Raw genomic sequence first — 21,003 nt, forward strand, 5'->3', positions numbered from 1 at the left:
ATAGAACCAAGGGATTAGTCATGCCCGATACGCCGCCACACCTTGCCGATGGGCAATCGCCTTCCGGCGGCCCGCAGAAGCTGCGCGACCGGCTGCGGCGCGCCTTCAGGCCGACCACTCCCCATCCCCGATCCGAGCCCTGGCCTGTTCTGGTGGTGGACGACGAACCCGACATCCACGAGATGACCCGGCTGTTGCTGCGCGACCTCAGCTTCAAGGACCGCCCCTTCGAGGTCATCAGCGCCCATTCCGCCACCGAGGCGCGCACCATCCTGGCCCGCCATCCCGATATTCCGGTCATTCTGCTGGATGTGGTCATGGAGACGCCGGATGCCGGCCTCGCCCTGGTCCGCCACATCCGCGAGGAGTTGGGCAACCGCCGCATCGCCATCGTGCTGCGGACCGGCCAACCCGCCGAGGCCCCCGAGCGCGAGGTCATGCTGGCCTATGACATCAATGACTACCGGGCCAAGACCGAGCTGACGGCACAGAAGCTGTTCACCTCCCTGGTGGGTGGCCTGCGGTCCTGGGCCAACCAGACCACCATCGAGACCCTGAACGCGTCGTTGGAGCACCGGGTGGCGGAACGGACGGGCGAGCTCGACCGGGCGCGCCGCTTTGCCGAAACCCTGGTGGACATGCTGCCGCATCCGCTCTGGTACAAGGATGGCGACGGCCGCATGCGCATCGTCAACCGGGCCTTTCGCGAGATGTTCGGGCTGGCCCCCGGCGAGGACGCCATGCCGCCGCAACTGGCGGAACTGGACAGCCAGGGCGACGGCCTGGCCCCCGGCGGCGACATGCAGTTCGAGGCATCGCTCAGCCTGCCCGGTGGCCCCCGCACCCTGATGATCGCCACCGGCCGCCTGACCGAGGATGGCGATGCCCGGCCCGGCACCATCGGCATGATCACCGACATCTCCGAGCGCAAATGCATGGAGCAGCAGTTACGCCGCATGGCCACGGTGGATGACCTGACCTGTACCTTGAACCGCCGCGCCTTCTTCGCGGCCGCCACCTTGGAGATGGAGCGCTCCGACCGCTATGGCAGTCCGGTATCGGTGCTGATGTTCGACCTGGACCATTTCAAGCAGGTCAATGATCGCCATGGCCACGCCGTGGGCGATGCCGCGCTGCGGGCGGCGGCGGCGGCGCTGCGGGCCAATCTGCGCGAGATCGACATCCTGGGCCGCTTGGGGGGCGAGGAATTCGCCGTCCTGTTGCCAGAGACCACTCAGGCAGGCGCCGCCGAAGTGGCCGAGCGCCTGCGTCAGGCCATGGCCCAGGCGGCCATCGCCCTGCCGGACGGCCAGCCGCCGCTATTCCTGACCGCCAGCCTGGGCGTCGCCGAGCGGGCGGCGGATGAAATGTCGGTGGATCAGGTCCTGGCCCGCGCCGATGCCGCCCTATACCGGGCCAAGGATGCCGGCCGCAACCGCATCAGCGCCTAACCCCCGCCACGTCGCCGCGGGCCATGGTCAGGGCCTTGATCAGGGCATGGACCCGCATGCCGGATTTCAGGCTCAACTGGGCTTGGGCCAGGGCGGTGATCTGGACCCACAGCGGCGTTCCGCCCACCGACAACACCACATCCACCAGGAAAGACCCCGCCGGTGTCACCGACGTCACCATGGCGGGCAGCACGTTGCGCACGCTGATGCGCTCGGGCGGTTCGATGCTGATGGCCACATCACGGGCATGGATGCGCACGCGGACCTTGGCGCCCACCGGCTGGTCGGTCTGGCTGACCAGCAGGGTCCCGCCGGGAAAGGTCAGGCGGCTGACGCCATAGGCGGTGTCGTGCCCGGCCACCACCGCCGACACCACCGCGCCCGCCTCGTAGCGCCCGGTCAGAGGCCTGAGGCCGGGATCGGACATCAGTTGCTCCAGCGGTCCCGCCGCCGCCACCCGCCCCTGGTCCATCAGCACCAATGTATCGGCGAGGCGCAGCACCTCGTCCATGGCGTGGCTGACATAGAGAATGGGTATGGCGAACTCGCCCGCCAGCGCCGAGATAAAGGGCAGCAGCTCCGCCTTGCGCGCCGAATCCAGCGAGGCCAGCGGCTCGTCCATCAGCAGGATGCGCGGACTGGCCAGCAGGGCGCGGCCGATGGCGACGCGCTGCTTCTCGCCACCCGACAGCAAGGACGGCCGACGGTCCAGCAAATGACCGACCCCCAGCACCTCGACCACCTGATGGAAATCCACCGTCCGCTCCGCCACGGGGACCCGGTTGCGGCCGAATTCCAGATTGCCCCGCACGGAGAGATGGGGAAACAGGCGATGATCCTGGAAGACATAGCCCAGGCGGCGTTGTTCGGGCGCCAGATCGATCCCGCTCTCGGAGTCGAACAGCACCCTTCCATCCACGCTGATCCGGCCGCTATCGGGACGGGCGAGGCCCGCCACCATGTTGATCACCGAGGTCTTGCCCGAGCCCGAACGGCCATACAGCGCGGTGACGCCGGGACCGGCGGCGAGTTTCACATCCATCTGGAAGTCGCCCTGGCGGCGGCGGACCGAGAGTTCCAGCATGCTCAGGCCCTCAGCCGGGCCTGGACCCGACGCGACAGGAGTTCCGAAACCGTCAGGGCGGCAAAGGCCACCACCACCGAGATGACGCATAGTCGCAACGCCGCCTCGTCGCCACCGGGGACCTGGGTCAGGGCGTATAGGGCGATGGGCAGGGTCTGGGTCTCGCCGGGGATGTTGGAGACGAAGGTGATAGTGGCGCCGAATTCCGACAGCGAGCGGGCGAAGGCCAGGATCACCCCGGTGATCACGCCGGGCATCACCAGCGGCAGGGTGACGGTGAAGAAGGTCCGCACCGGGCCGCAGCCCAGGGTGCGGGCGGCCTGTTCCAGCCCCCGGTCGACCCCTTCCAGCGACAGGCGGATGGCGCGCACCAGCAACGGGAAGGCGATCACCGCCGAGGCGATGGCGGCCCCCTTCCAGGTGAAGGCAACGGTGATGCCGAACCAGTCATACAGCCAGCCGCCGATCACGCCGCGCCGCCCGAAGGTCACCAGCAGGGCATAGCCCACCACCACCGGCGGCAGCACCAGCGGCAGATGGATCAGCCCATCCACCACCGTCTTGCCGGGAAAATCGCGGCGCGCCAGCAGCCAGGCGCAGGCCAGCCCCAGGGGCAGCGACCCGGCCACCGCCCAGCCCGACACCAGCAGGGACAGGCGCAGCGCCTCGGTCTCCAGCGGGGTCAGGCCGAACATGGCGCGGCCTATCGCGACAGCATGTCGCGCAGCCGGTCGGCCTGACGCGAATCGACGCTGCGCTGGAACAAGATATCCTCGGGCGTCGGATTGCCGCCGTAATAGGCGGCGTTCCAGGAATGGCGCGGCAGGATGCCCGCCCCGTCCAGCACGGCGCCGCCATACAGGCCGACGGCGCGGGAGAAGGCATAGATGTCGGCACCCACATTGGTGGTGGTATTGGCCTCGGCCCCGGCGCCCATGGTGGCCACCGCCACCCCCGCCCCGGCCCCGGCCTTGAACTTGTTTTCCACCACTGCCGACAAGCCGCCGTCATTCATGATGACATAGACGCATTCGGCGTCCTGGACCCCGATCTGCAGCCCCAGGCTGCCCGCCGCCACCGAATAGAAGGCGGGGCCGCTCCAGCGCCCGCCCTTGTCCTTGGCCAGCAGGACGCCGGTGCCGTATTGGGCGCCCAGGATGAAGCCGCCCTTGACCAGATCGGGAATCACCAGCACGGCGCGCGCCCGGTTCAGCAGGTCGGCCATGGTGGCGCCGAAATTGGGGTCGGCGCGCAGGCGCTCCACCGTGGTCACCGCCTTGCCCACCATCAGGGTCTGGTCGGTGACCTGCTCGGCCCGCGCCGTGCCGAGGCCTGCCAGCAACACTCCCAGGGCCAGGATCAGTTTCCGCATGCTCACTCTCCGGTTGCCGTCTTCCTCACATAGCGGTTTTCGCCATCCCCGGCCAGGGCGTCGAATAGCCGCACCCCGTAGCCGGTGGCGGATTCGGGGCACAGGGGATCCTCCTCGTCGGCGAATTCCAAGCCCGCCATGTCGATATGGGCCCAGGCCACGCCATCCGGCACGAAGCGCGACAGGAAGCGGGCGGCATCGTCGTTATCGGGCACATCGCCCCAGGCGCAATTGCGCAGATCGGCGATGGCCGACTTGATGTCCTCGTCGCAGGACTCGGTGAGCGGCAGCCGCCACAGCGGCTCTGCCTCGGCCTTGGCATGCTTCAGCAGGCGCTTGGCCAGGATGTCGTCATTGGCGTAAAGCCCGGCATGCTCGGCCTCCAGCAATTCCTCGGTGCTGCCGGTCAGGGTGGCAATATCCACCATGGCGGCGGGCTTCAGGGTCGCCGCCGCCCAGGCCAGGGCATCGGCCAGCACCAGGCGGCCTTCGGCGTCGGTATCCACCACCTCCACCGTCTGGCCGGAAAACGAGGTCACCACGTCGCCGGGGCGTTGCGCCCGGCCGGACGGCATGTTCTCGGCCAGGGCGAGGACGCCGCAGACATGGGCGGGGGCCTTACGCCCGGCCACCGCCCGGATGGCGCCGATCACGGCCGCCGCCCCGGCCATGTCGGCCTTCATGGCGTCCATGTCCTCGTCGTCGAACTTGATGGAGATGCCCCCCGAATCGAAGGTGATGCCCTTGCCCACCAGCACCAGCGGCCGGGTCTCGGCGCCTTTCCAGCGCAGCAGCACCAGCCGGGGTGGGCGATGGCTGCCCATGCCGACGGCGGCCAGCAGGTTCAGCCGGGCTTGTGCGATGGCGGCCTCGTCCAGCACCGTGACCTCGACCCCCAGCGCTTCCAGCAGGCGGGCGCGGGCGGCGAACTCCTCCGGCCCCAGCGCATTGCCGGGCTCGTCTGTCAGGTCGCGGGCCAGGAACACCCCCTGGGCCACCTGCTCGCGGGCGGCATACAGGGCCTCGGCGGCGGCGGGGTCGGTGGTGGTCACCACCACCTCTTCGAGCACCGGCGGCAGATCATCCTCGTCGTCGGGGTCGACTTTGGTGCGGTATTTGCGCAAGGGACGATAGCCCTTGAGCCGCATTCCATAGGCCAGTTCCGCCGCCTGATCGGGGGGAAGGTCGAGCGCCACCGTGGCCGAGGCTGCGCGGCTGTCGTCCAACTCGTCGATGATGGCGCCGCCGATGCGACGCAATTTGGCCGGGGTCAGCTTGCTTTGCTTGCCCAGCCCCACCGCCACCAGCACCGTCAGTGGCGCGGGCGGCAGCAGGAACAGCTCGGTCTCCTCGGACTCGCCGTCGAAGCCCAGGCGCTTCAGGGCCTTTTTCAGACGGCCGTCACCATCCAGGGCGGCGAAGGCGGTGCTGGGCTTGCGCCCCCGCCACAGCCCCAGGGCGACGGCGCCCAGGAGCGGGAATTGAGGAGAAGAAAAGAAGATACGCATTCAAGCTCTCCCCCCTCTCCCCCCATTTCGGGGGGAGAGGGTCGGGGTGAGGGGGGATGGCGTCCGTCAGACGAGCCCTCACCCGGCTCGCTGGCGCTCGCCACCCTCTCCCGCAAGCGGGCGAGGGATTACTTCCCGGCCTTGTCCTCGTAGTAGTCGGCCACCAACCGGTCGAGCAGGCGCACGCCGAAGGCGGTGGCGCCCTTGGGGCAGGTAGCGGTGTCCTTCTTGCCCCAGGCCATGCCCGCGATGTCGAGATGAGCCCAGGCGACATCATTGGTGAAGCGCTTGAGGAACTGGGCGGCGGTGATGGAGCCGCCTTCGCGCCCGCCCACATTCTTCATGTCGGCGATGTCGGACTTGATCTGCTTGTCATAGGCCTCGCCCATGGGCAACTGCCACAGCTGCTCGCCCACCGCCTTGCCCGCCGCCGTGAGGCGATCGGCCAGCTTGTCGTCGCTGGCGAACAGCCCGGCATATTCATGGCCCAGGGTGATGACGATGGCGCCGGTCAGGGTGGCGAGATCCACCATGAATTTGGGCTTTAAGCGGTCCTGGGTGTACCACAGGGCATCGGCCAGGACGAGACGGCCCTCGGCGTCGGTATTGATGACCTCGATGGTCTGGCCCGACATGGAGGTGACCACGTCGCCGGGACGCTGGGCGGTGCCGGACGGCATGTTCTCCACCAACCCGACCACGCCGACGGCGTTGACCTTGGCCTTGCGGCCCGCCAGCGCCGCCATGGCGCCGATCACCGCCCCGGCCCCGGCCATGTCCCATTTCATGTCTTCCATGCCGCCGGCCGGCTTGATGGAAATGCCGCCGGAATCGAAGGTGACGCCCTTGCCGACGAAGGCCACCGGGGCCTCGTCCTTCTTGTCGGCGTTCTTCCAGGTCATGACCACCAGCTTGGATTCGCGCTCCGAGCCCTGGCCGACGCCCAGCAGCGAGCCCATGCCCAGCTTCTTCATCTGCTTCTCGCCCAGGACCTCGACCTCGATACCCAGCTCCTTCAGCGCCTCGGCCTTCTCTGCCAGGGATTCCGGATGGATGATGTTGGCGGGTTCCGACACCACGTCGCGGGTCAGGAAGACACCGTCGGCCACCTTGTCCAGGCGGGCGAAGGCGGACTTGGCCTCGGCGGCGGCCTCGGACATCACCGTCAGCTTCTTCAGCGACGGCTTGTCCTCCTTCTTCTGCTTGGTCATGTACTTGTCGAAGCGGTACGAGCGCAGCCGCGCGCCCAGCCCGGCATTGGCGGCGAATTCCGCCGCCGACAGGGTCGAGCCCGGATAGGCGTCGATGCCGATGAAGGCCTCGCTCTCGCCGCTGGACAGCAGCGAGCCCACGGCGGTGCCGCCGAAGGCCTGGGCACCCAGGGCATCCAGATCCTTGGCCTTGCCAAGCCCGACCAGCAGGATGCGCGATACCGACAGGCCCGACGGCGCCAGGATCAGCAGGGTCTGGCCCTTCTTGCCCTCGAAGCGGCTGGTGGCGATGGCACGGGCCAGACCGCCCTTGGTCTCGGAGTCCAGGGACTGGGCGGTGGCGCCCAACAGCTTGCCTTCAAGCACACCGGCGACGATGGCGCCCTCGGTGGGGAGGGCCGACTTCGAAAACGCAATCTTCATGGAAATCCTCGCGGGGAAGACAGGACAGGGGCTTGGCTACAAATGTAGCGAACCCTGCGAGGAAAGAAAGGGGGCTAAGTCTTTTCCGACGCCGCTTCCGGCTGATCGTCGAAGCCGTCCTCGGCCGCATGCTCCATCCGCTCGATCTCGTCGGGGCGGGGATGCTCGGCCGACAGCAGCCAGATCAGGCCGCCCGGCAGGGCCGAGGCGATATTGGTGAAGCCGAACAGCAGCGACAGCACCAGGGCGGAATGGCTTTCCACCCCCACATAGCCGAAGGCGGTGACCATGGCGGTCTCGCGCAGGCCCAGACCGGCGATGGAAATGGGCAGGGTCATCAGCAGGATCACCGGCGGCACCAGCACCAGACAGTCCAGCAGATCCACATTAAGCCCCAACCCCCGGGCCAGGGCATAGGCTTCCAGCGACAGATTGGCGTGGCCGATCACCGCCACGGCCAGGGTGCCGCCGCTCCAGCCCGGATGACGGAACAGCCGCCTGGTGTCGCCCGCCAGATGGGCCAGGCCGCGCACGATGCGCCAGCGGTGCAGAGACTGGGGCAGGCGGTCCAGTTGGCTGATGAAGACGATGCCCGCGATGCCCACCAGCGACAGCAGCGGGAACACCCACGACCCCGGGATGTTGGGGGCGCGGGCCAGCAGCAAAGGCTGGGTCGCCGCCACCAGCAGCACCAAGCCCAGGATGGTGATGATGCGTTCCAGCATCACCGAATTGACGCTGGTGGCCAGCGACAGGCCGGAGCGGCGCGTCTTCCACATGCGGATGGCGTCACCCGCCACCGGGGTGATGATGGAAAAACAGATACCGATATAGAAGACCACGAAGGCCTGGACCGGCGAGAAGGCCGCCTTTAGCGCCTTGAGCACCAGCCACCAGCGCCCGGCGCCCAGCAGCACCTGGATCACGCCCAGGCCCAGGGCAACGGCAAGCATCAACGGATCAAGGGTTTTCGCCTGGTCCCAGGCCGAATTGATGTCGACCTTATTGAAGACGAACCAGATGAGTCCGACCGAAAGCACCCCCTTGAGCACCCAAGGCAGCCAGCGCTTCACCATTGACCTCAACTTCTCGTGGCGACTGAAGGCGGCAAGCTTTAGCACGAATCCGCGATCTGTGAATACCGCTCAACGCTGAAAGCGTATCGGCTGGCGCTTGCGGCCCCAGGTTCCGGGGCGCGGCTCAAACACTCCGGCCAATCTGGTGCCGCAGGCGGTGCAACAGCCCGTGGCGTCCAAGGCCCAGGTGGACAGCTCGTACCAGTCGCGACCGATCAGCAGGCCGCCGCAGCCCGAGCAATAGGTGGAGCCCCCCGCCGGATCGTGGACATTGCCGGTATAGACATGAAACAGGCCGTTGGCCTTGGCGATGTCCCTCGCCCGGGTCAGGGTGGCGGGCGGGGTATTGTCCTTGTCGGTCATCTTCCAGTCGGGATGGAAGGCGGAGAAATGCACCGGCACGTCCGGCCCCAGGGCATCGGCGACCCAGCCCGACAGGGCGTCGATCTCGGCCGGCGAATCGTTCTCGCCCGGGATCAGCAAGGTAGTGATCTCGAACCAGACCTTGGTCTCGTGCCGCAGATAGACCAGGGTCTCCTTCACCGCCTCGAGATGGCCGCCGCAGGTCTTGTGGTAGAAATCCTCGGTGAAGGCCTTCAGGTCCACATTGGCGGCATCCATATGGGCATAGAACTCGGCCCGGGCCTCGGGCTTGATATAGCCCGCCGTCACCGCCACCGTCCCGATGCCCAGGGCGTGGCAGGCCTGGGCCACGTCCACGGCGTATTCCAGGAACACCACCGGGTCGTTATAGGTGAAGGCCACCGAGCGGCAGCCGAAATGCTGGGCCGCCTGGGCGATCAGCTCGGGCTCGGCGGCGTCGTTCAGCTTGTCCAGTTCGCGCGCTTTGGAGATATCCCAGTTCTGGCTATCCTTACATATTGCATCTATTTGATTTTGTGTGATATTTTCGTTCAATAACTGTGTGTAAACTGTGTGTGAATTTTGAGATTCTTGAACAAGCGTTTTCAATAATTTATCCTGCTCTTTTGAAATGCTCCAATTTTGGCAAAATTTGCAGGTTAGATTGCAGCCGATGCTTCCTAAAGACAGGATCGGTGTTCCCGGTAGAAAATGATTTAAAGGCTTCTTTTCAATGGGATCGATGCAAAACCCACTGCTGCGTCCGTATGTCGTCAGAACAATTTCGTCGTGTATTGCAGCTCGGTTGAAGCAGAGGCCAAGCTGCCCATTATGGAGCTTGCACTCTCGGGGACACACATCACACTGAATGCGACCGTCACCCAGCCTCGTCCAGTACTTGGTTCTGCGAAACACTTGGAGACAATCTCCCGCTCGGAAAAGAGGCTTCGCCACCGCAAAAGCTTACCACATTCTGATGCCGCCCTGACCTTGAATCCGCGCTTGAATGCCCGCGCTCAAATCCCCCAATTTTGATATCCTGCTCAAAATTTGGGAAATCACGATGCCGGGATTGCCAAGCAAGCCTCCCATTACGCCACTTCAATGGTACGGCAGCAAACGCCGTTCATTAGATGTGATTGATCGCTGGCTGCCACCCCATGTGATGGAATATCGGGAACCGTTTGTTGGTGGCGGCGCATCGTTCTTGCTAGCTCGCTTCAAATATCCGGACGTGCCGTTCTGGATCAACGACAAGGATCAGCGGGTGACATGCTTCTGGACAATCGTGCGCGATATGCCGGACGCCCTAGAAGCCAATATCACAGGGCTTGTAAAGCAAGCTCGGATGGATGAGGCCGCAGCTGTATCCCTATACACCGAGCAATTCGCCGCACAGCAAAGCGACAATGTGCTGGAAGCGGCTACAGCCTTCCTCATCATCAACATGTGGTCTTTCAATGCACACATGGGTGCGAAGGACTTTCGGTGGGACTATGTCCAAAAGCCGCGCGATTACCTGTTCCCCCGCATCCGAAAAGCCCATGCCTTGCTGCAAGGCGTGACCATAACCAATGGCGATTACGCGCCCTTGCTGTCCGAGCCTGCAAAAGGCCGAAGCGATGCAGGTGTCGTCGTCTTCATGGACCCGCCCTATGACGGAACGGAAACCATCTACAAGGAAGGTGCTGGATTCAATTTTGATGCCTTCTATGAGGCGGTGCTCGCCAGCAAGCATAACTGGATCATCACCCACTCTTTGCGCCGCTTTTGGCCCCGAGCCTTCAAGCTGTTCTACTTTGGTGCAAGCCGGACCTGGAAGGTGGACGCCTTCCTGGATGGCGCCGGATCAAACAAGCGCGACGAGCGCCTCATCGCAAATTTCGATCCATCATCAGACCTTTGGAGATTGTATGGCGCTCGCATAAACTCGGACGGCACCATCGCCGTGCCGCATCGGGCTGGGGGAGAATGACACATGGGATTGAGCGCAAATCAGACCAAGCTGAAGACTGCGGCCAACGGATCTTACGTAAAAAGCGTTGAGCTGGAGGCCGACGCAGAGAAGTGCTTGAACCAGGCATTAACTGAGGCATTTGCCTTCGGCTATACCTTCGCGCTCGACCAAAGCGAATTGTTCAAGCTGGTTCAGGATATGGGGGCAAAGCCTTCTCGCAACGACACCAGTTGGTGGACTGATGTGGTGAAGGCCTGCTTTGGAACAACGAGCACGACCCAAAAGAACACCTACGAGTTCCCCAGCGCTGCCGCCATTTCCAAATACCAGACCATTCTCGCCTATGCCCACTACAAGCAGTGGAACGAAAGTGCGTTAGGGGATGAACTGGCATCACGCTCTGCGACGGAGATTTACCGTGAGGCCGGGCAATGCCAAGAGTTTGTCCAGTCACAAGGACGCGGCAAGGCCCGGTCCAGCGACAAGGGATTGCTCAAGCGACTAGACAATGCTTGCACACACTCCTTTGACGAGAATGCCATCACCTTGTCGGCAGCGGACCTTGATGCCCTTTTGAACCCCAATGATGATGGATTGGGAGCTCTCCTGATCAAGCGAGAGAATGGCAAGGTGAAGCTTTGGCGAGCACCGCTCGATGCCACTTATATCCGCAAGGCCATCAACGAATATGCTGTCGTTGAAAAAATTCGCAAACCGCTAACAGATGCATTGCGGATGCGCTCCCTGCTTCCAAAAGGAGCCCAGCGCCACATGCAGTTTGAGCACGACGGAGATGCCACCAAAGTAACCCTGTTTGGGGCTTTGAAAGGCTGTGGTGCTATCCACTTCGTCACCCAAAAGCTGGATGTGCCTGATGGCGTAACCTTTGACGAAAAGGGTATCGATCGACTGCTTGGGTTGTCCCTCGGCGTCGGTGATGAGCGGTTTGTTTGGGAGGTGCAGGAAAGCGCCGTTAAAGTTTACGCCAAAGATCAAGAAGCTTTGCCAGACCCGGAAGCTATCTACAAAGTGCTCCAGTACGAAGGTGTGAATTGGAGCGCCCCGGATGGCACAGAGCAGATTGACGGTTGGCGTGTCGAAGCTGTGCCCGCCCCGCCGACCGCCCCAAACTTTGTGTGCGAGAGCACGGTGGCCATTAACGACGACACCGCTAGAAAGCTAACGGTGGAAGTGGGCTGGAAGGGAAAATTCACGACGATCAGCTCTTCTGAAGGCTCCCTGCACGTTAAGTGCGCGAAGAATCAATTGAAGCTGCCGCTGGATGGATTACCTGATCAGCCTTCGGTGAAGCTGGTTCAAGGACAAGTTGGGAGGGCGGTCAAACAGATTGATGGTATTCCATCTTTCGGCATATGTGACGGGGGTGTTTTCATCAGCGGCCCCCACAAGGAAGTCGCGGTTACATTCACGATTCCAAGCATGGGGTGAGCCGTGGCCTATTTCGAGGACATGCCCAACCTGCCGCAGCGTTCCATATTCACCCCCAGCGTTTCGACAACCTATTTCGATAAGGTCAGCCGGAAGCGCACGGAGATACGGCAGGAAAACATCCCGCCGCGACTGAAATCGATGGAGCAGCTTTGGTGGTGGAACAAGGGGGGTGAAACGCGCCCATTCTTCCACTACCCCTATTTCATGTACAGCGCGGGCCATGCCGAACTGGACCTGACGAAGGCGGCAACCAAGGAAGCAGCCCTGTTCAAAAGAGATCGCTCATCTAGCGTTCTCATTACAGATAGCGGCGGCTATCAGGTGGCAAAGATTCCTGATTTCTTTGATTGGGACTCCCCGGAGAAAATCGACAAGAAGCGCGAGCGGCTTTTTACTTGGATCGATGCCGTTGCCGATTATTCGTTGTCGCTTGATGCCCCTACCTTTGGCGCTTCAGCCGATCACAAGGCGCTCAAAACCCCTGCTGACTGCTTGGCGTTCACCCTTGAAAATCTGGCGTTCTACGAAAGCCGTCCCAACAAAAATGAAAACGTTCGCTTCCTGCATGCCATTCATGGCTCCACCATTGATGACCAGACGAAGTGGTATGAAGCCGTAAAGAGGTATCGCCATTACGGCTGGGCCTTTGGAGCCTCAACCGAGGAAACACCGTTTCGGAACCTGAAGAACCTTCTTCGGATGTTGATGTTTTTGAAGCAGGAAGGGGCTTTAGAACACAGCCCTCATGTCCATGTCCTGGGCATTGGAGTCAGCGCCGCTGCGGTCATGTACTCCTATATCCAGATTATGATACGCCGAAGCGGCATCCCGAAGTTTCAAATCACCTTCGATGTATCCACCGCCTTTCGGAAGGCCGGGGAATCTGGGCTTCTGTTCACCGATTTTGAGCGGTCTATTTTGGGGCCAAATCTGGAGACAACGCGAAAAGCCGTTGTTCCCAAAACGGGCTGGGAAGACTGGGACCTTCCAATGGGGCATGACGATTTGCCGAAGCAGCTGGACTTCGAGAGCCCTGTGTTTGGTTATGCTGAAGACAAAGACCGCATCATGCCGAAGCATCTTCAGCCTTGGAGCGACGGGATATCGCTATCCTTGATGATGGCCCAGAACCTGTGGCTCCAAACCGAGATGTACAAGGATGCCCACGACCGATTTTTTGTCGCGCTGGAGCGCCTGCCTGTTGAACGGAGCCTCTCCGATCAAATGCTGAACAGGCTTCTCATGCGTGTGGCCAATCACTTTGACCAGCACAAAGAGCTTCAAAGCATTCAAGAAGATGTCTGGACGATGATGTATCTGATCCATGCAGAAGGCATCATGCCACCGGGCTGGCGGCGGGGTGATCGGGGCATGTCGTTGGAATACTTCATGGCCATCAAGTCGATGATTGATGAGGTTTTCGACGCCAAAAATCCATTCGCTGTTTTGGACAAATATGAGGCCGAGTTGAGCTCCTATCTGGGCGGCATGCTGGTTTCGTAAATCGCGGGATTTTTCTTCGCATGAGAAGATAATTTGATGCGAGGTGATTTTGCCGCCGTTCCGTGGCACCATGCTCCATATGCCAAATTGCCGGGGGGCGCATGTCACGATCACCAACTCTCATTCATCGTGAGATCGGCATTGATTGCGGACACCGCGTCCCCGATCACGGATCGAAGTGCCGTTCTCCGCATGGTCACAGGTATCGCGTAATCGCCACCTGTGCAGGCCACCTTGTTCAGGACTTTGGCCATCCTGAACACGGCATGGTCATCGATTTCGGCAATGTCAAAGCCTACATGATGGATATTTTTGACGCCATCTTTGACCATGCGTTCATCGTCAGCGTTGCCGATGCGGTAATGATGGAGATGTTCTATCCAGGTGAAGACCCTAAAGCCATTTTAGATCTTTACCAGGAATCAATCGCAGAGCAGTTGGACGTGTACTGCTCCACGGCGGATAAGAAGCCAATCCGGCTTCCTCGCACCTGCTACAGCGAACAAGACCCGGACGGCATGAAGGTCGTGCCCGTTCAGTATTCCCCGACCGCTGAGAACCTTGCAGCCCATATGTTCGAAATGCTGGACCAGCCTTTGAAGGCGCACTTCGAGAAGACACCAATTCGACTCGTCAACATCCGCCTCTTTGAAACGCCTAACGGCTGGGTCGATCACACGGCTGACGGCTTCAATCCGGGGATTATGGGATGAGCTACCAAGTCAAAGAAATCTTCTACAGCTTGCAGGGTGAAGGGGCGCACAGCGGACGGCCTGCAATCTTTTGTCGCTTTTCAAACTGCAATCTGTGGAGCGGCAAGGACGAGGATCGGGCCAGCGCCATCTGCAAGTTCTGTGACACGGATTTCGTTGGCGGCGATGAATACACCTTGGATTGCTTGGTTCAGGCAATTGCAGCGAAATGGCCGGGCGGCGGGAAACCCTATGTCATTTGCACAGGCGGCGAACCGCTTCTCCAAGTTGATATCCCGCTCGTTGATGCCCTGCATAACGCTGGATTTGAAGTCGCTGTGGAAACCAATGGTACAGTCGGCAAGCATGACGTTGCAGCCAAGCTGGACTGGGTGTGTGTGAGTCCCAAGGCCGATGCTCGTGTGAAGTTAGATCAAGGGCACGAGTTGAAGCTTGTCTACCCCCAGGCTGAAAACCATCCGTCCGATTTTGAACGAATGGGTTTCAAGCACTTCTTCCTTCAGCCCTGCGACGGTGTTGAAGGCAGCATGAAAATGGCAATCGACTACTGCTTGGCTCACCCGCATTGGAGCCTCAGCCTACAGACCCATAAGATTGGAGGCTTCGAATAGCATGGCCGAAAATGATGCCGCCGATCAGCTTTCTGAACCCGTGAAAAAGTCCCGAAAGAAGCCTGCACCGCCAAAGGAGGCTGGCGGCATTCCGATCATCTATCGCGGCCCGGAAGGCTTTGTCGGCCTGAACAAGAATGACCGCACTGGTTCGTGGGAGGCCATGTGCAAGCCCGAAGGCACGACCCGTCATGTGACGATTACGCTCGCGGCCAAGTCGGAGGAAGATGCCAAAAGCGAAGCCATCTTTGCCCTGAAGTACGATTCACAGCACCGCATTCATCGACGCCCAACACGTGAAGAGGCCATGGAGGCCATCAAAACGCTCATTGCCTATACGGGGGACAATCCATACCGCGAGGGGCTGCGCGGAACGCCTGACCGCGTAATTCGAGCTTACGATGAGTTCTTCGCAGGTTACCACTCCACCGCAGCCGAGGTCTTGAAGACCACCTTCGCGGAAACGGGCTCCTACGATGAGATGGTGACGCTTACGGACATCGAGTTCGACAGCCATTGCGAACACCACATGGTGCCGTTCACCGGGGTGGTGCACATCGCCTACATTCCCGACAAGACAGTTGTCGGGATCAGCAAGTTGGCCCGGCTTGTGGAGATTTACGCACGGCGGCTGCAAATTCAGGAAAAGATGACGACGCAAATCGCCGATAAGCTTCACATGGTTTTGAAGCCCAAAGGCGTTGCCGTAGTTATCGCAGGCCAGCACATGTGCATGACCACGCGAGGCGTCAAAAAGAAACGGGTCAAGATGATAACCAGCACCATGACCGGCGTGTTCCGAGAGGACCCAAAGGTTCGTTCGGAATTTATGAATTTGATCGGGAATCCGAAAAGCGGGATGGAAAAATGACTGGAGCACTCGTTCTTTTCAGCGGCGGCCAAGACAGCGCCACCTGCCTTGCCTGGGCGAAGCGCAAATTCGAAAAGGTTGTCACAGTTGGTTTCGACTACGGACAAGCCCAGGATTGAACTGGAATGCCGAAAGGTTGTTCTGGGCAAGCTCAACCCTGGCGGTGAAGACCACCTGCTCAATCTGGACATCATTAATCAGCTTGCGGATTCGGCGCTGAGGAGCTTATCGACATCATCCGGCTTGACACCCATACCTGCTACAAAGGCGACCATACCCACATGCATGATTGGGGTTATGGAATGTGGGGAATGTCCGAATTGTAAATTGCGGGCTGAGGGCTGGAAGATGTGGAGGTCAAAGGGCTGACGCCTAAAATCCCTATAACCTCAGCGTTTTGGGCGGAGCTGTGTAATCCACGTTGAGGGAAACGGATGGTGGCATCAGCTTGTCGCCGAGCGCGAGTTCGAGAGCCCCCCACTGCTCAACCATCTTCAACCGAGCATCAGGGACCAACTTGATTTCTGAAAACTGAGACGACAGCGTTACGTCGAGGAATTCACCTGTGCCAACGTTGAATACAACGCTGTGGAGCATGGCGGTTTCTCCGTCATGTAAGACCCAGCCCGAGACCACATTCCAGCCCTTATTTGTTTCACAATAGAGTTTCGCATTGGCATGGCATGAACGGGGCTCTCCAAAATGGACACAGGGCACGACCATGTGCTTTTGGCTGAGAATATACTGCTGCACATCGCGCATCTCTCGGTGGGTCATGTGCTGATACATCCGTCTCGCTCCCCATTTTGCGTTGGTCGGGCACAGCGTATCTTATGGCCATGATTTGGCGAACGTCATATCGATTTACAACATTTCAGGCCAACTCAGCCGCCTTCACCATCATCTCTTCGTTGACCGTGACATAACGCTGGGTGGTTTGGATGCTTTGATGTCCAGCAAGCTGTTGAAGCACGAACACGGAGACACCCTTGTTTGCCAGCGTCGTCAAATAAGAACGACGCCCACTATGCGAGCGTGCATCCGCCAATCCCGCTTCGTCGTAAATGCGGCGGAACAGCATTACCATCGTGGTCGGCGTGAAGTGTCCACCCTTTTGACTGCGGATCAGCGGCTTGCGTTCGTCCGTCCATTCCCGCTGTTCAAGATAACGAGCGATCTCGCGCTGGAGCTTGGTGTTGATGAACACCGTGCGACCACGGTTGCCCTTGGTTTGTGACGCGGACAGGTGGATGCGATCACGAACCGCACAGCCTTCATTAACAACGTCCATAATTTTCAAGGCCGCGATTTCACCGGCCCGCATGCCTGCCCAGTGCGACAGCAACACAGCAAGGCGATTACGGGTGGAAAGGATGCCGTGCTGGGCGACCACAGCCAGGACGCGCTTCATCTCGGCTTCGGACAGGACTTTGGCTTGCGACATGACGAACACCCATAATGTTATGTTTTCATCCTATGGGTAGTGTCACATCACCTTTTGCCTTGGTCTCCCCGATATCGGGCTTTGAAAATGGCGGAAATCCGCGCTTGGTTATGGTTTTGCTATTCTATAACTTTCCGGAACGCGGGTGCTTCAGCTTGGAGATGAGGCGTTCCGAAAAACGATGGGCTCGCTGCTGCTGTCCTAATGTACGCTTCGCGCGCATCATGGTCGTGGAAAGTTATCAGAATCCGGCCATTCGCGGCCCACTCCGACCCGCAACATTAACACTGTCAGTCTTGCGGAAAATCTACCCCGACGAGCAACAATGCGGCACGCTCGACATGTGGCAGTACTGCCTTGACGGCCTCCGCACCGTCCGGGAAGCTCTCAAAGATCATATCCTTCTCCCCAGCATGAACGATGGCACAGCGAATCTGATAGACCAGAGCCGCGCCCGTTTTCCACTTCTCTCCGCCAACTTTCTTCTTCGTGACCCTGCGAAATAGGGCGGTCGCGAACTGGTTTACGTTGTTGAGTTGGTCGAGTGCCGTCCAGCAGGCTTCGAAAGCATCTTTTTGGGTTTCCGCCAAGCCGATGATTTGGTTCATCTCGGATTTGAGAGCTTCGGCTGCATCGTCCAATGCAGCGTTGGGCTCGGCATCGAAACTTGCGATCAATTTAATCTTTATCTCCGCGAGAAATCTCGCCTCCATCACGCGATAGAGCTCGAGAAACCGGAACTTCAGCGGCGATGTGCGGAAAGAGTTGGCCAAGCAGTTCAGCGCAACCTTATTCAGAAGGGAGCTGACGTTCGCGTCAATAATCGCAAGCGTGGCACCGTTGAAGAGGATGCTGTCGCCAGCCATAGGTTGGTCCACAACACGGATTATTTTGCGGAAATCGTTTGACGCAACAGCTGGGCCGATGGCGATTTCCACACCTCCCGCAAGGACGATGGCGTGCCGATCCGGCTTTGAAGCTGCTACTGCACGAACGAGCGCTATTTCGATTGCTGTGGGCAGCCCATGATCTGTGCCAGGAGGGAAGCCAAAAATCTCGGCCTCCCCCTCCGTCTTATGGGCTACGGTCCAATAAAACGGCCTCGTGAGATCCCGGGGATCAATACTTACATCGCGCGGGAAATCTCCACCTGCGAGAATACGGGCAGCTTCAGAAGCCGCCTCCACTCCCAGCTCCAGCGTCCCTAATTGCAAAGGACGTGTCGGATCCACCTCCTCGGCGGACGCGATTGCAAGTGCCTCAAGAAGATACATGATTTACATCATGCTTGCCGACTGCGTCCAGCATTCTATCATTGGACTGGTCCCATCCTGCATGATGTATTCACGCACTGCCCTGAAAACTAATGCACGAGTTGCCTCGCCGACATTGCTACGCTTCGCATCAATGCTCTTGCGGATTTGCTCGAAGGTAAACACCCCAAGAGGGTTTTCCTTGTCCATCTCTGCATCATGGATCATCTTCGTCATCGCGTTGGAAAGGCGGTCCTGTAGCGTCTCATTCTTGTGCGCAAAGCCGATAGCTGCGGCAAATCCAAGCACTACAGTATCGTTTCCGAAGAAGCGGTTTTGCTCTTCTCCAAGAGATCTGTCGAGCCGCAGAAGCCAATCTACGAATTGACGAAACCCGTCACGCTGATTGCCGTTGTTGTCGGTCAAGTCGATACCTAGCGATTCCAGTGCTTCATCTACTACCATCGTCTCGACCACGAGGTTGGTTCGATCAACGTTGGGGCTCCTTTGCATCCAGGCCTGAAAGGCCTGTGCCAACGTCGAGAGGTGAAATTGCCCTGGACGGACTCGGCGTTTGTGGTCCTTGAGGCGTATAATTTCGATACCAGGAAGATCCTGAAGGTCTTCAGCTAAGCCTCCCGATAGAATGTCAATCTGGTGCTTCATCGACATCGGACGCTGGCCGGCGTTCAATAGCAACATGCGGTACGCGAGTGGGAAGAAGGCAATGTTTACCCAGATTTCAAGGCGCAGGGACCGCAGAAGGAAGACAGAACGTTCATCGTCATTTAATTCCGCAAGAGTCTGGCGAAGGGCGTTGGTCCGTTGCAGACCATCGACGATATCGACGTCGACGGGTGTAGTCTTCGCGATTGCATTCTGCAATGAATCCAGGTCAGCTCTCGTCGCAGATATGAATCCATCATTTACATTGTAATTACCCGTGACCGACGCATCGATATTTCGAACGGCGAGAACTATCGTGGGCAATATGCAGCCCATCTTGAGGTCGGCTCTGAGATTTTTGTATGGCTTGGAGCCTCTAATGATGTCGCGCTGGATGGCGAGGTTTTCCTCAGATCCCTGCGTCTTTTCTAGATACCATTCGTAATCCGCTCTGGCACTTATCATAAAGTTATCAATGCGATTGTCATAATCTATTCCGACAACTTCAAACTTCATAAAGCACCTATGCTAGAAATCACGCTATTTATGGTGAATGCGTGTGACAATGACGATCCTCAGGTACATTAGCCGCTAGAGAGGACCGCGTCATCTTCTATGAAGCGGATGGCATCACGCTGTACTACAAGTGCAGACGCGGCGACGGTTAGGCTCACGCTTACCTTAATACGGATAACTTTCCGGAACGCGGGCAATTTGGCTTCGAGATGAAGCGCAGGTTATAGATAAGAGATCTGGGAAACCTGCTGGTCGACCGCAATCGCCGTACATTCCGCAATAAGCAGATCAAGGACAGCTTCAATCTTGCGAACGTCATACGCGCCATTAGCCAACGTCTCTGCTGTCTGCTTCAAGAACTCCTTGCTGTAGGATTCCTTGTATTCCAGTGCCCCTTGATAGGCGCCGAGGCTCTTCTTGTAGTTCGTCCAGAGCACCTTCGCCGGTGGATAACCGCCTACATTGAGGTCGAGATAGCATTCAATCGCCGCCGCACGCCGGTTGATGTCCGAGTTGTGGAGGCCATCAGGACCCTGAGCGGGAAACGAACGGAAGTCATCAAGCTCAGGCAACATAATCCCCCGCATGTTCACAGGCAAGGTAAGTGCTGACAGACGCTGATGAGCCTCAAGTCCCTCGGCGTCATTGTCGAACACAAAAAGGACTTGGTTCTGTACGTCAATCTTCGCGAGCCCTTCTGCGAATTTGACTAAGTTGCCAGTGCCAGAGAAAGGGTGGCTCTCGCTAACATCGACGAAGCGAAAGAAGTCCACAATTCCTGGCCGCAAGATCTCAAGCGCCCGCTTCAAGATGTGGATGTCCGAGCTGCCCTCGGTCGCAATCAGGAACGTCTCTGTTCGCCGAGCATTCGGCACAAACTCTCGCTCCGTCGCCCATCCGGCCTGCACCAACGGTCCATATTGCCAGACGACAGGAGCATCCTCGTTCGTCTCCGCCAAGAGCCGAAGGACCGAATATGGGTGAAGGATATTCACCAACTCGCCGAAGAAGCTTCGCTCCGAATAGGCTTGGATATCATAGGGCCGGTAGGTGGGGAGCCGCTCGAGCTGGACGCTGTCGAAGCGCCCTACCATTTTCGCTTCGCTCGCATCGTCCGTGCCCGCGATAAAGGTATTGTCTAGGCCGTCGAGCGGATGTGCAGCGGCAAATGCTCGGAACTCCTCAAAACTCATTAGCTCAGGAATCGTCTTATCGTCTTCGTCCAGAAGAGACAGCCTCTCCTCCTGCCAATTCTGGGCAACGACGTCATATTCACGCCGTATGTGCTCTAAATTGAAGCCAAGGAGCTCAAGGCGTGGAACGACGTGCTTTAGCGGTCGCGTGAAAGCCATCTCGTCGAGTGCACGATATTCTCTATCCTTCTCGTAGCAATCGTAGTCGATTTGAGCGCTTTTGACTGGCTTTCGATCCGGCTCCTGAAAAATCGATCCGTGATCAATCCCACGATAGTTCTTGCTGTACGTGACCGACACTCCAGCCACATCGAGTGTAATTTCTGTTCCCACATT

20 protein-coding genes are annotated in these 21,003 nt (G+C 59.4%); 8 read left to right on the forward strand and 12 right to left on the reverse strand.

What is annotated here, in order from left to right; all coding sequences use genetic code 11:
• Positions 1-20 precede the first annotated feature (20 nt).
• Complete coding sequence (locus A6A04_RS14760) at positions 21-1,451, forward strand: diguanylate cyclase (protein ID WP_068494190.1); 1,431 nt, start codon at positions 21-23, stop codon at positions 1,449-1,451.
• Here the strand turns inward: A6A04_RS14760 and modC are convergent.
• The 7 genes from modC to amrS all read right to left on the reverse strand — a co-directional run bounded on the left by modC (position 1,441) and on the right by amrS (position 9,403).
• A complete protein-coding gene (gene modC / locus A6A04_RS14765) occupies positions 1,441-2,535 on the reverse strand; it encodes a molybdenum ABC transporter ATP-binding protein (RefSeq protein ID WP_068494192.1) in 1,095 nt (364 codons plus the stop codon). The genes A6A04_RS14760 and modC overlap by 11 nt on opposite strands.
• 2 nt (positions 2,536-2,537) lie before the next feature.
• A complete protein-coding gene (modB, locus tag A6A04_RS14770) occupies positions 2,538-3,230 on the reverse strand; it encodes a molybdate ABC transporter permease subunit (protein WP_068494194.1) in 693 nt (230 codons plus the stop codon).
• Between the two features lie 8 nt (positions 3,231-3,238).
• Complete coding sequence (locus A6A04_RS14775; protein WP_068494196.1) at positions 3,239-3,907, reverse strand: lipid-binding SYLF domain-containing protein; 669 nt, start codon at positions 3,905-3,907, stop codon at positions 3,239-3,241.
• A 2-nt stretch (positions 3,908-3,909) separates the two neighbouring features.
• Positions 3,910-5,415, reverse strand: coding sequence for a leucyl aminopeptidase (locus tag A6A04_RS14780; RefSeq protein ID WP_068494198.1), 1,506 nt, complete (start codon positions 5,413-5,415; stop codon positions 3,910-3,912).
• A 128-nt stretch (positions 5,416-5,543) separates the two neighbouring features.
• Positions 5,544-7,049 carry a leucyl aminopeptidase gene (locus A6A04_RS14785; protein WP_068494200.1) on the reverse strand — a complete coding sequence of 502 codons (1,506 nt, stop codon included), beginning with the start codon at positions 7,047-7,049 and terminating at the stop codon, positions 5,544-5,546.
• A gap of 74 nt (positions 7,050-7,123) precedes the next feature.
• Entirely contained in the window at positions 7,124-8,125 is a 1,002-nt protein-coding gene (locus A6A04_RS14790; RefSeq protein WP_068494201.1) for a lysylphosphatidylglycerol synthase transmembrane domain-containing protein, read from the reverse strand.
• A gap of 69 nt (positions 8,126-8,194) precedes the next feature.
• The gene (gene amrS, locus A6A04_RS14795) at positions 8,195-9,403 is read right to left on the reverse strand and encodes an AmmeMemoRadiSam system radical SAM enzyme (RefSeq protein WP_068494203.1); all 1,209 of its coding nucleotides are present in this window, start codon (positions 9,401-9,403) and stop codon (positions 8,195-8,197) included.
• Between the two features lie 91 nt (positions 9,404-9,494).
• Between amrS and A6A04_RS14800 the strand changes: the two genes are divergently transcribed.
• The 7 genes from A6A04_RS14800 to A6A04_RS23210 all read left to right on the forward strand — a co-directional run bounded on the left by A6A04_RS14800 (position 9,495) and on the right by A6A04_RS23210 (position 15,714).
• Positions 9,495-10,463 carry a DNA adenine methylase gene (locus tag A6A04_RS14800; RefSeq protein WP_082914955.1) on the forward strand — a complete coding sequence of 323 codons (969 nt, stop codon included), beginning with the start codon at positions 9,495-9,497 and terminating at the stop codon, positions 10,461-10,463.
• Between the two features lie 3 nt (positions 10,464-10,466).
• Positions 10,467-11,894 (forward strand): hypothetical protein, encoded by a 1,428-nt coding sequence (locus tag A6A04_RS14805; RefSeq protein WP_068494207.1) that lies wholly within the window; start codon positions 10,467-10,469, stop codon positions 11,892-11,894.
• Positions 11,895-11,897: 3 nt separating this feature from the next.
• Complete coding sequence (locus A6A04_RS14810; protein ID WP_068494209.1) at positions 11,898-13,400, forward strand: hypothetical protein; 1,503 nt, start codon at positions 11,898-11,900, stop codon at positions 13,398-13,400.
• Positions 13,401-13,501: 101 nt separating this feature from the next.
• Positions 13,502-14,113: a 6-pyruvoyl trahydropterin synthase family protein gene (locus A6A04_RS14815; RefSeq protein WP_082914956.1), complete on the forward strand. Its 612-nt coding sequence runs from the start codon at positions 13,502-13,504 to the stop codon at positions 14,111-14,113.
• On the forward strand, positions 14,110-14,724 hold the full coding sequence (gene queE / locus A6A04_RS14820) for a 7-carboxy-7-deazaguanine synthase (protein ID WP_068494213.1): 615 nt from the start codon (positions 14,110-14,112) through the stop codon (positions 14,722-14,724). The genes A6A04_RS14815 and queE overlap by 4 nt, the downstream gene beginning before the upstream one ends.
• A 1-nt stretch (position 14,725) precedes the next feature.
• Entirely contained in the window at positions 14,726-15,595 is an 870-nt protein-coding gene (gene folE, locus A6A04_RS23545; protein WP_322096820.1) for a GTP cyclohydrolase I FolE, read from the forward strand.
• Positions 15,592-15,714 carry a 7-cyano-7-deazaguanine synthase gene (locus tag A6A04_RS23210; RefSeq protein ID WP_407670274.1) on the forward strand — a complete coding sequence of 41 codons (123 nt, stop codon included), beginning with the start codon at positions 15,592-15,594 and terminating at the stop codon, positions 15,712-15,714. The genes folE and A6A04_RS23210 overlap by 4 nt, the downstream gene beginning before the upstream one ends.
• Positions 15,715-15,976: 262 nt before the next feature.
• On the opposite strand, the gene A6A04_RS14830 is transcribed toward A6A04_RS23210, so the two are convergent.
• From A6A04_RS14830 to A6A04_RS14850, 5 genes are all read right to left on the reverse strand, one after another.
• Positions 15,977-16,384: a hypothetical protein gene (locus A6A04_RS14830; RefSeq protein WP_068494215.1), complete on the reverse strand. Its 408-nt coding sequence runs from the start codon at positions 16,382-16,384 to the stop codon at positions 15,977-15,979.
• An 85-nt stretch (positions 16,385-16,469) separates the two neighbouring features.
• Entirely contained in the window at positions 16,470-17,039 is a 570-nt protein-coding gene (locus tag A6A04_RS14835; RefSeq protein WP_068494217.1) for a tyrosine-type recombinase/integrase, read from the reverse strand.
• A gap of 290 nt (positions 17,040-17,329) precedes the next feature.
• Positions 17,330-18,313 (reverse strand): hypothetical protein, encoded by a 984-nt coding sequence (locus tag A6A04_RS14840; protein ID WP_068494218.1) that lies wholly within the window; start codon positions 18,311-18,313, stop codon positions 17,330-17,332.
• Positions 18,314-18,316: 3 nt separating this feature from the next.
• Positions 18,317-19,474 (reverse strand): hypothetical protein, encoded by a 1,158-nt coding sequence (locus A6A04_RS14845; RefSeq protein ID WP_068494220.1) that lies wholly within the window; start codon positions 19,472-19,474, stop codon positions 18,317-18,319.
• 221 nt (positions 19,475-19,695) lie between these two features.
• A complete protein-coding gene (locus A6A04_RS14850) occupies positions 19,696-21,000 on the reverse strand; it encodes a HEPN/Toprim-associated domain-containing protein (RefSeq protein ID WP_068494222.1) in 1,305 nt (434 codons plus the stop codon).
• Between the last annotated feature and the right edge of the window lie 3 nt (positions 21,001-21,003).

The sequence above is a fragment of the Paramagnetospirillum marisnigri genome (genome assembly GCF_001650715.1).
GTDB lineage: Bacteria > Pseudomonadota > Alphaproteobacteria > Rhodospirillales > Magnetospirillaceae > Phaeospirillum > Phaeospirillum marisnigri.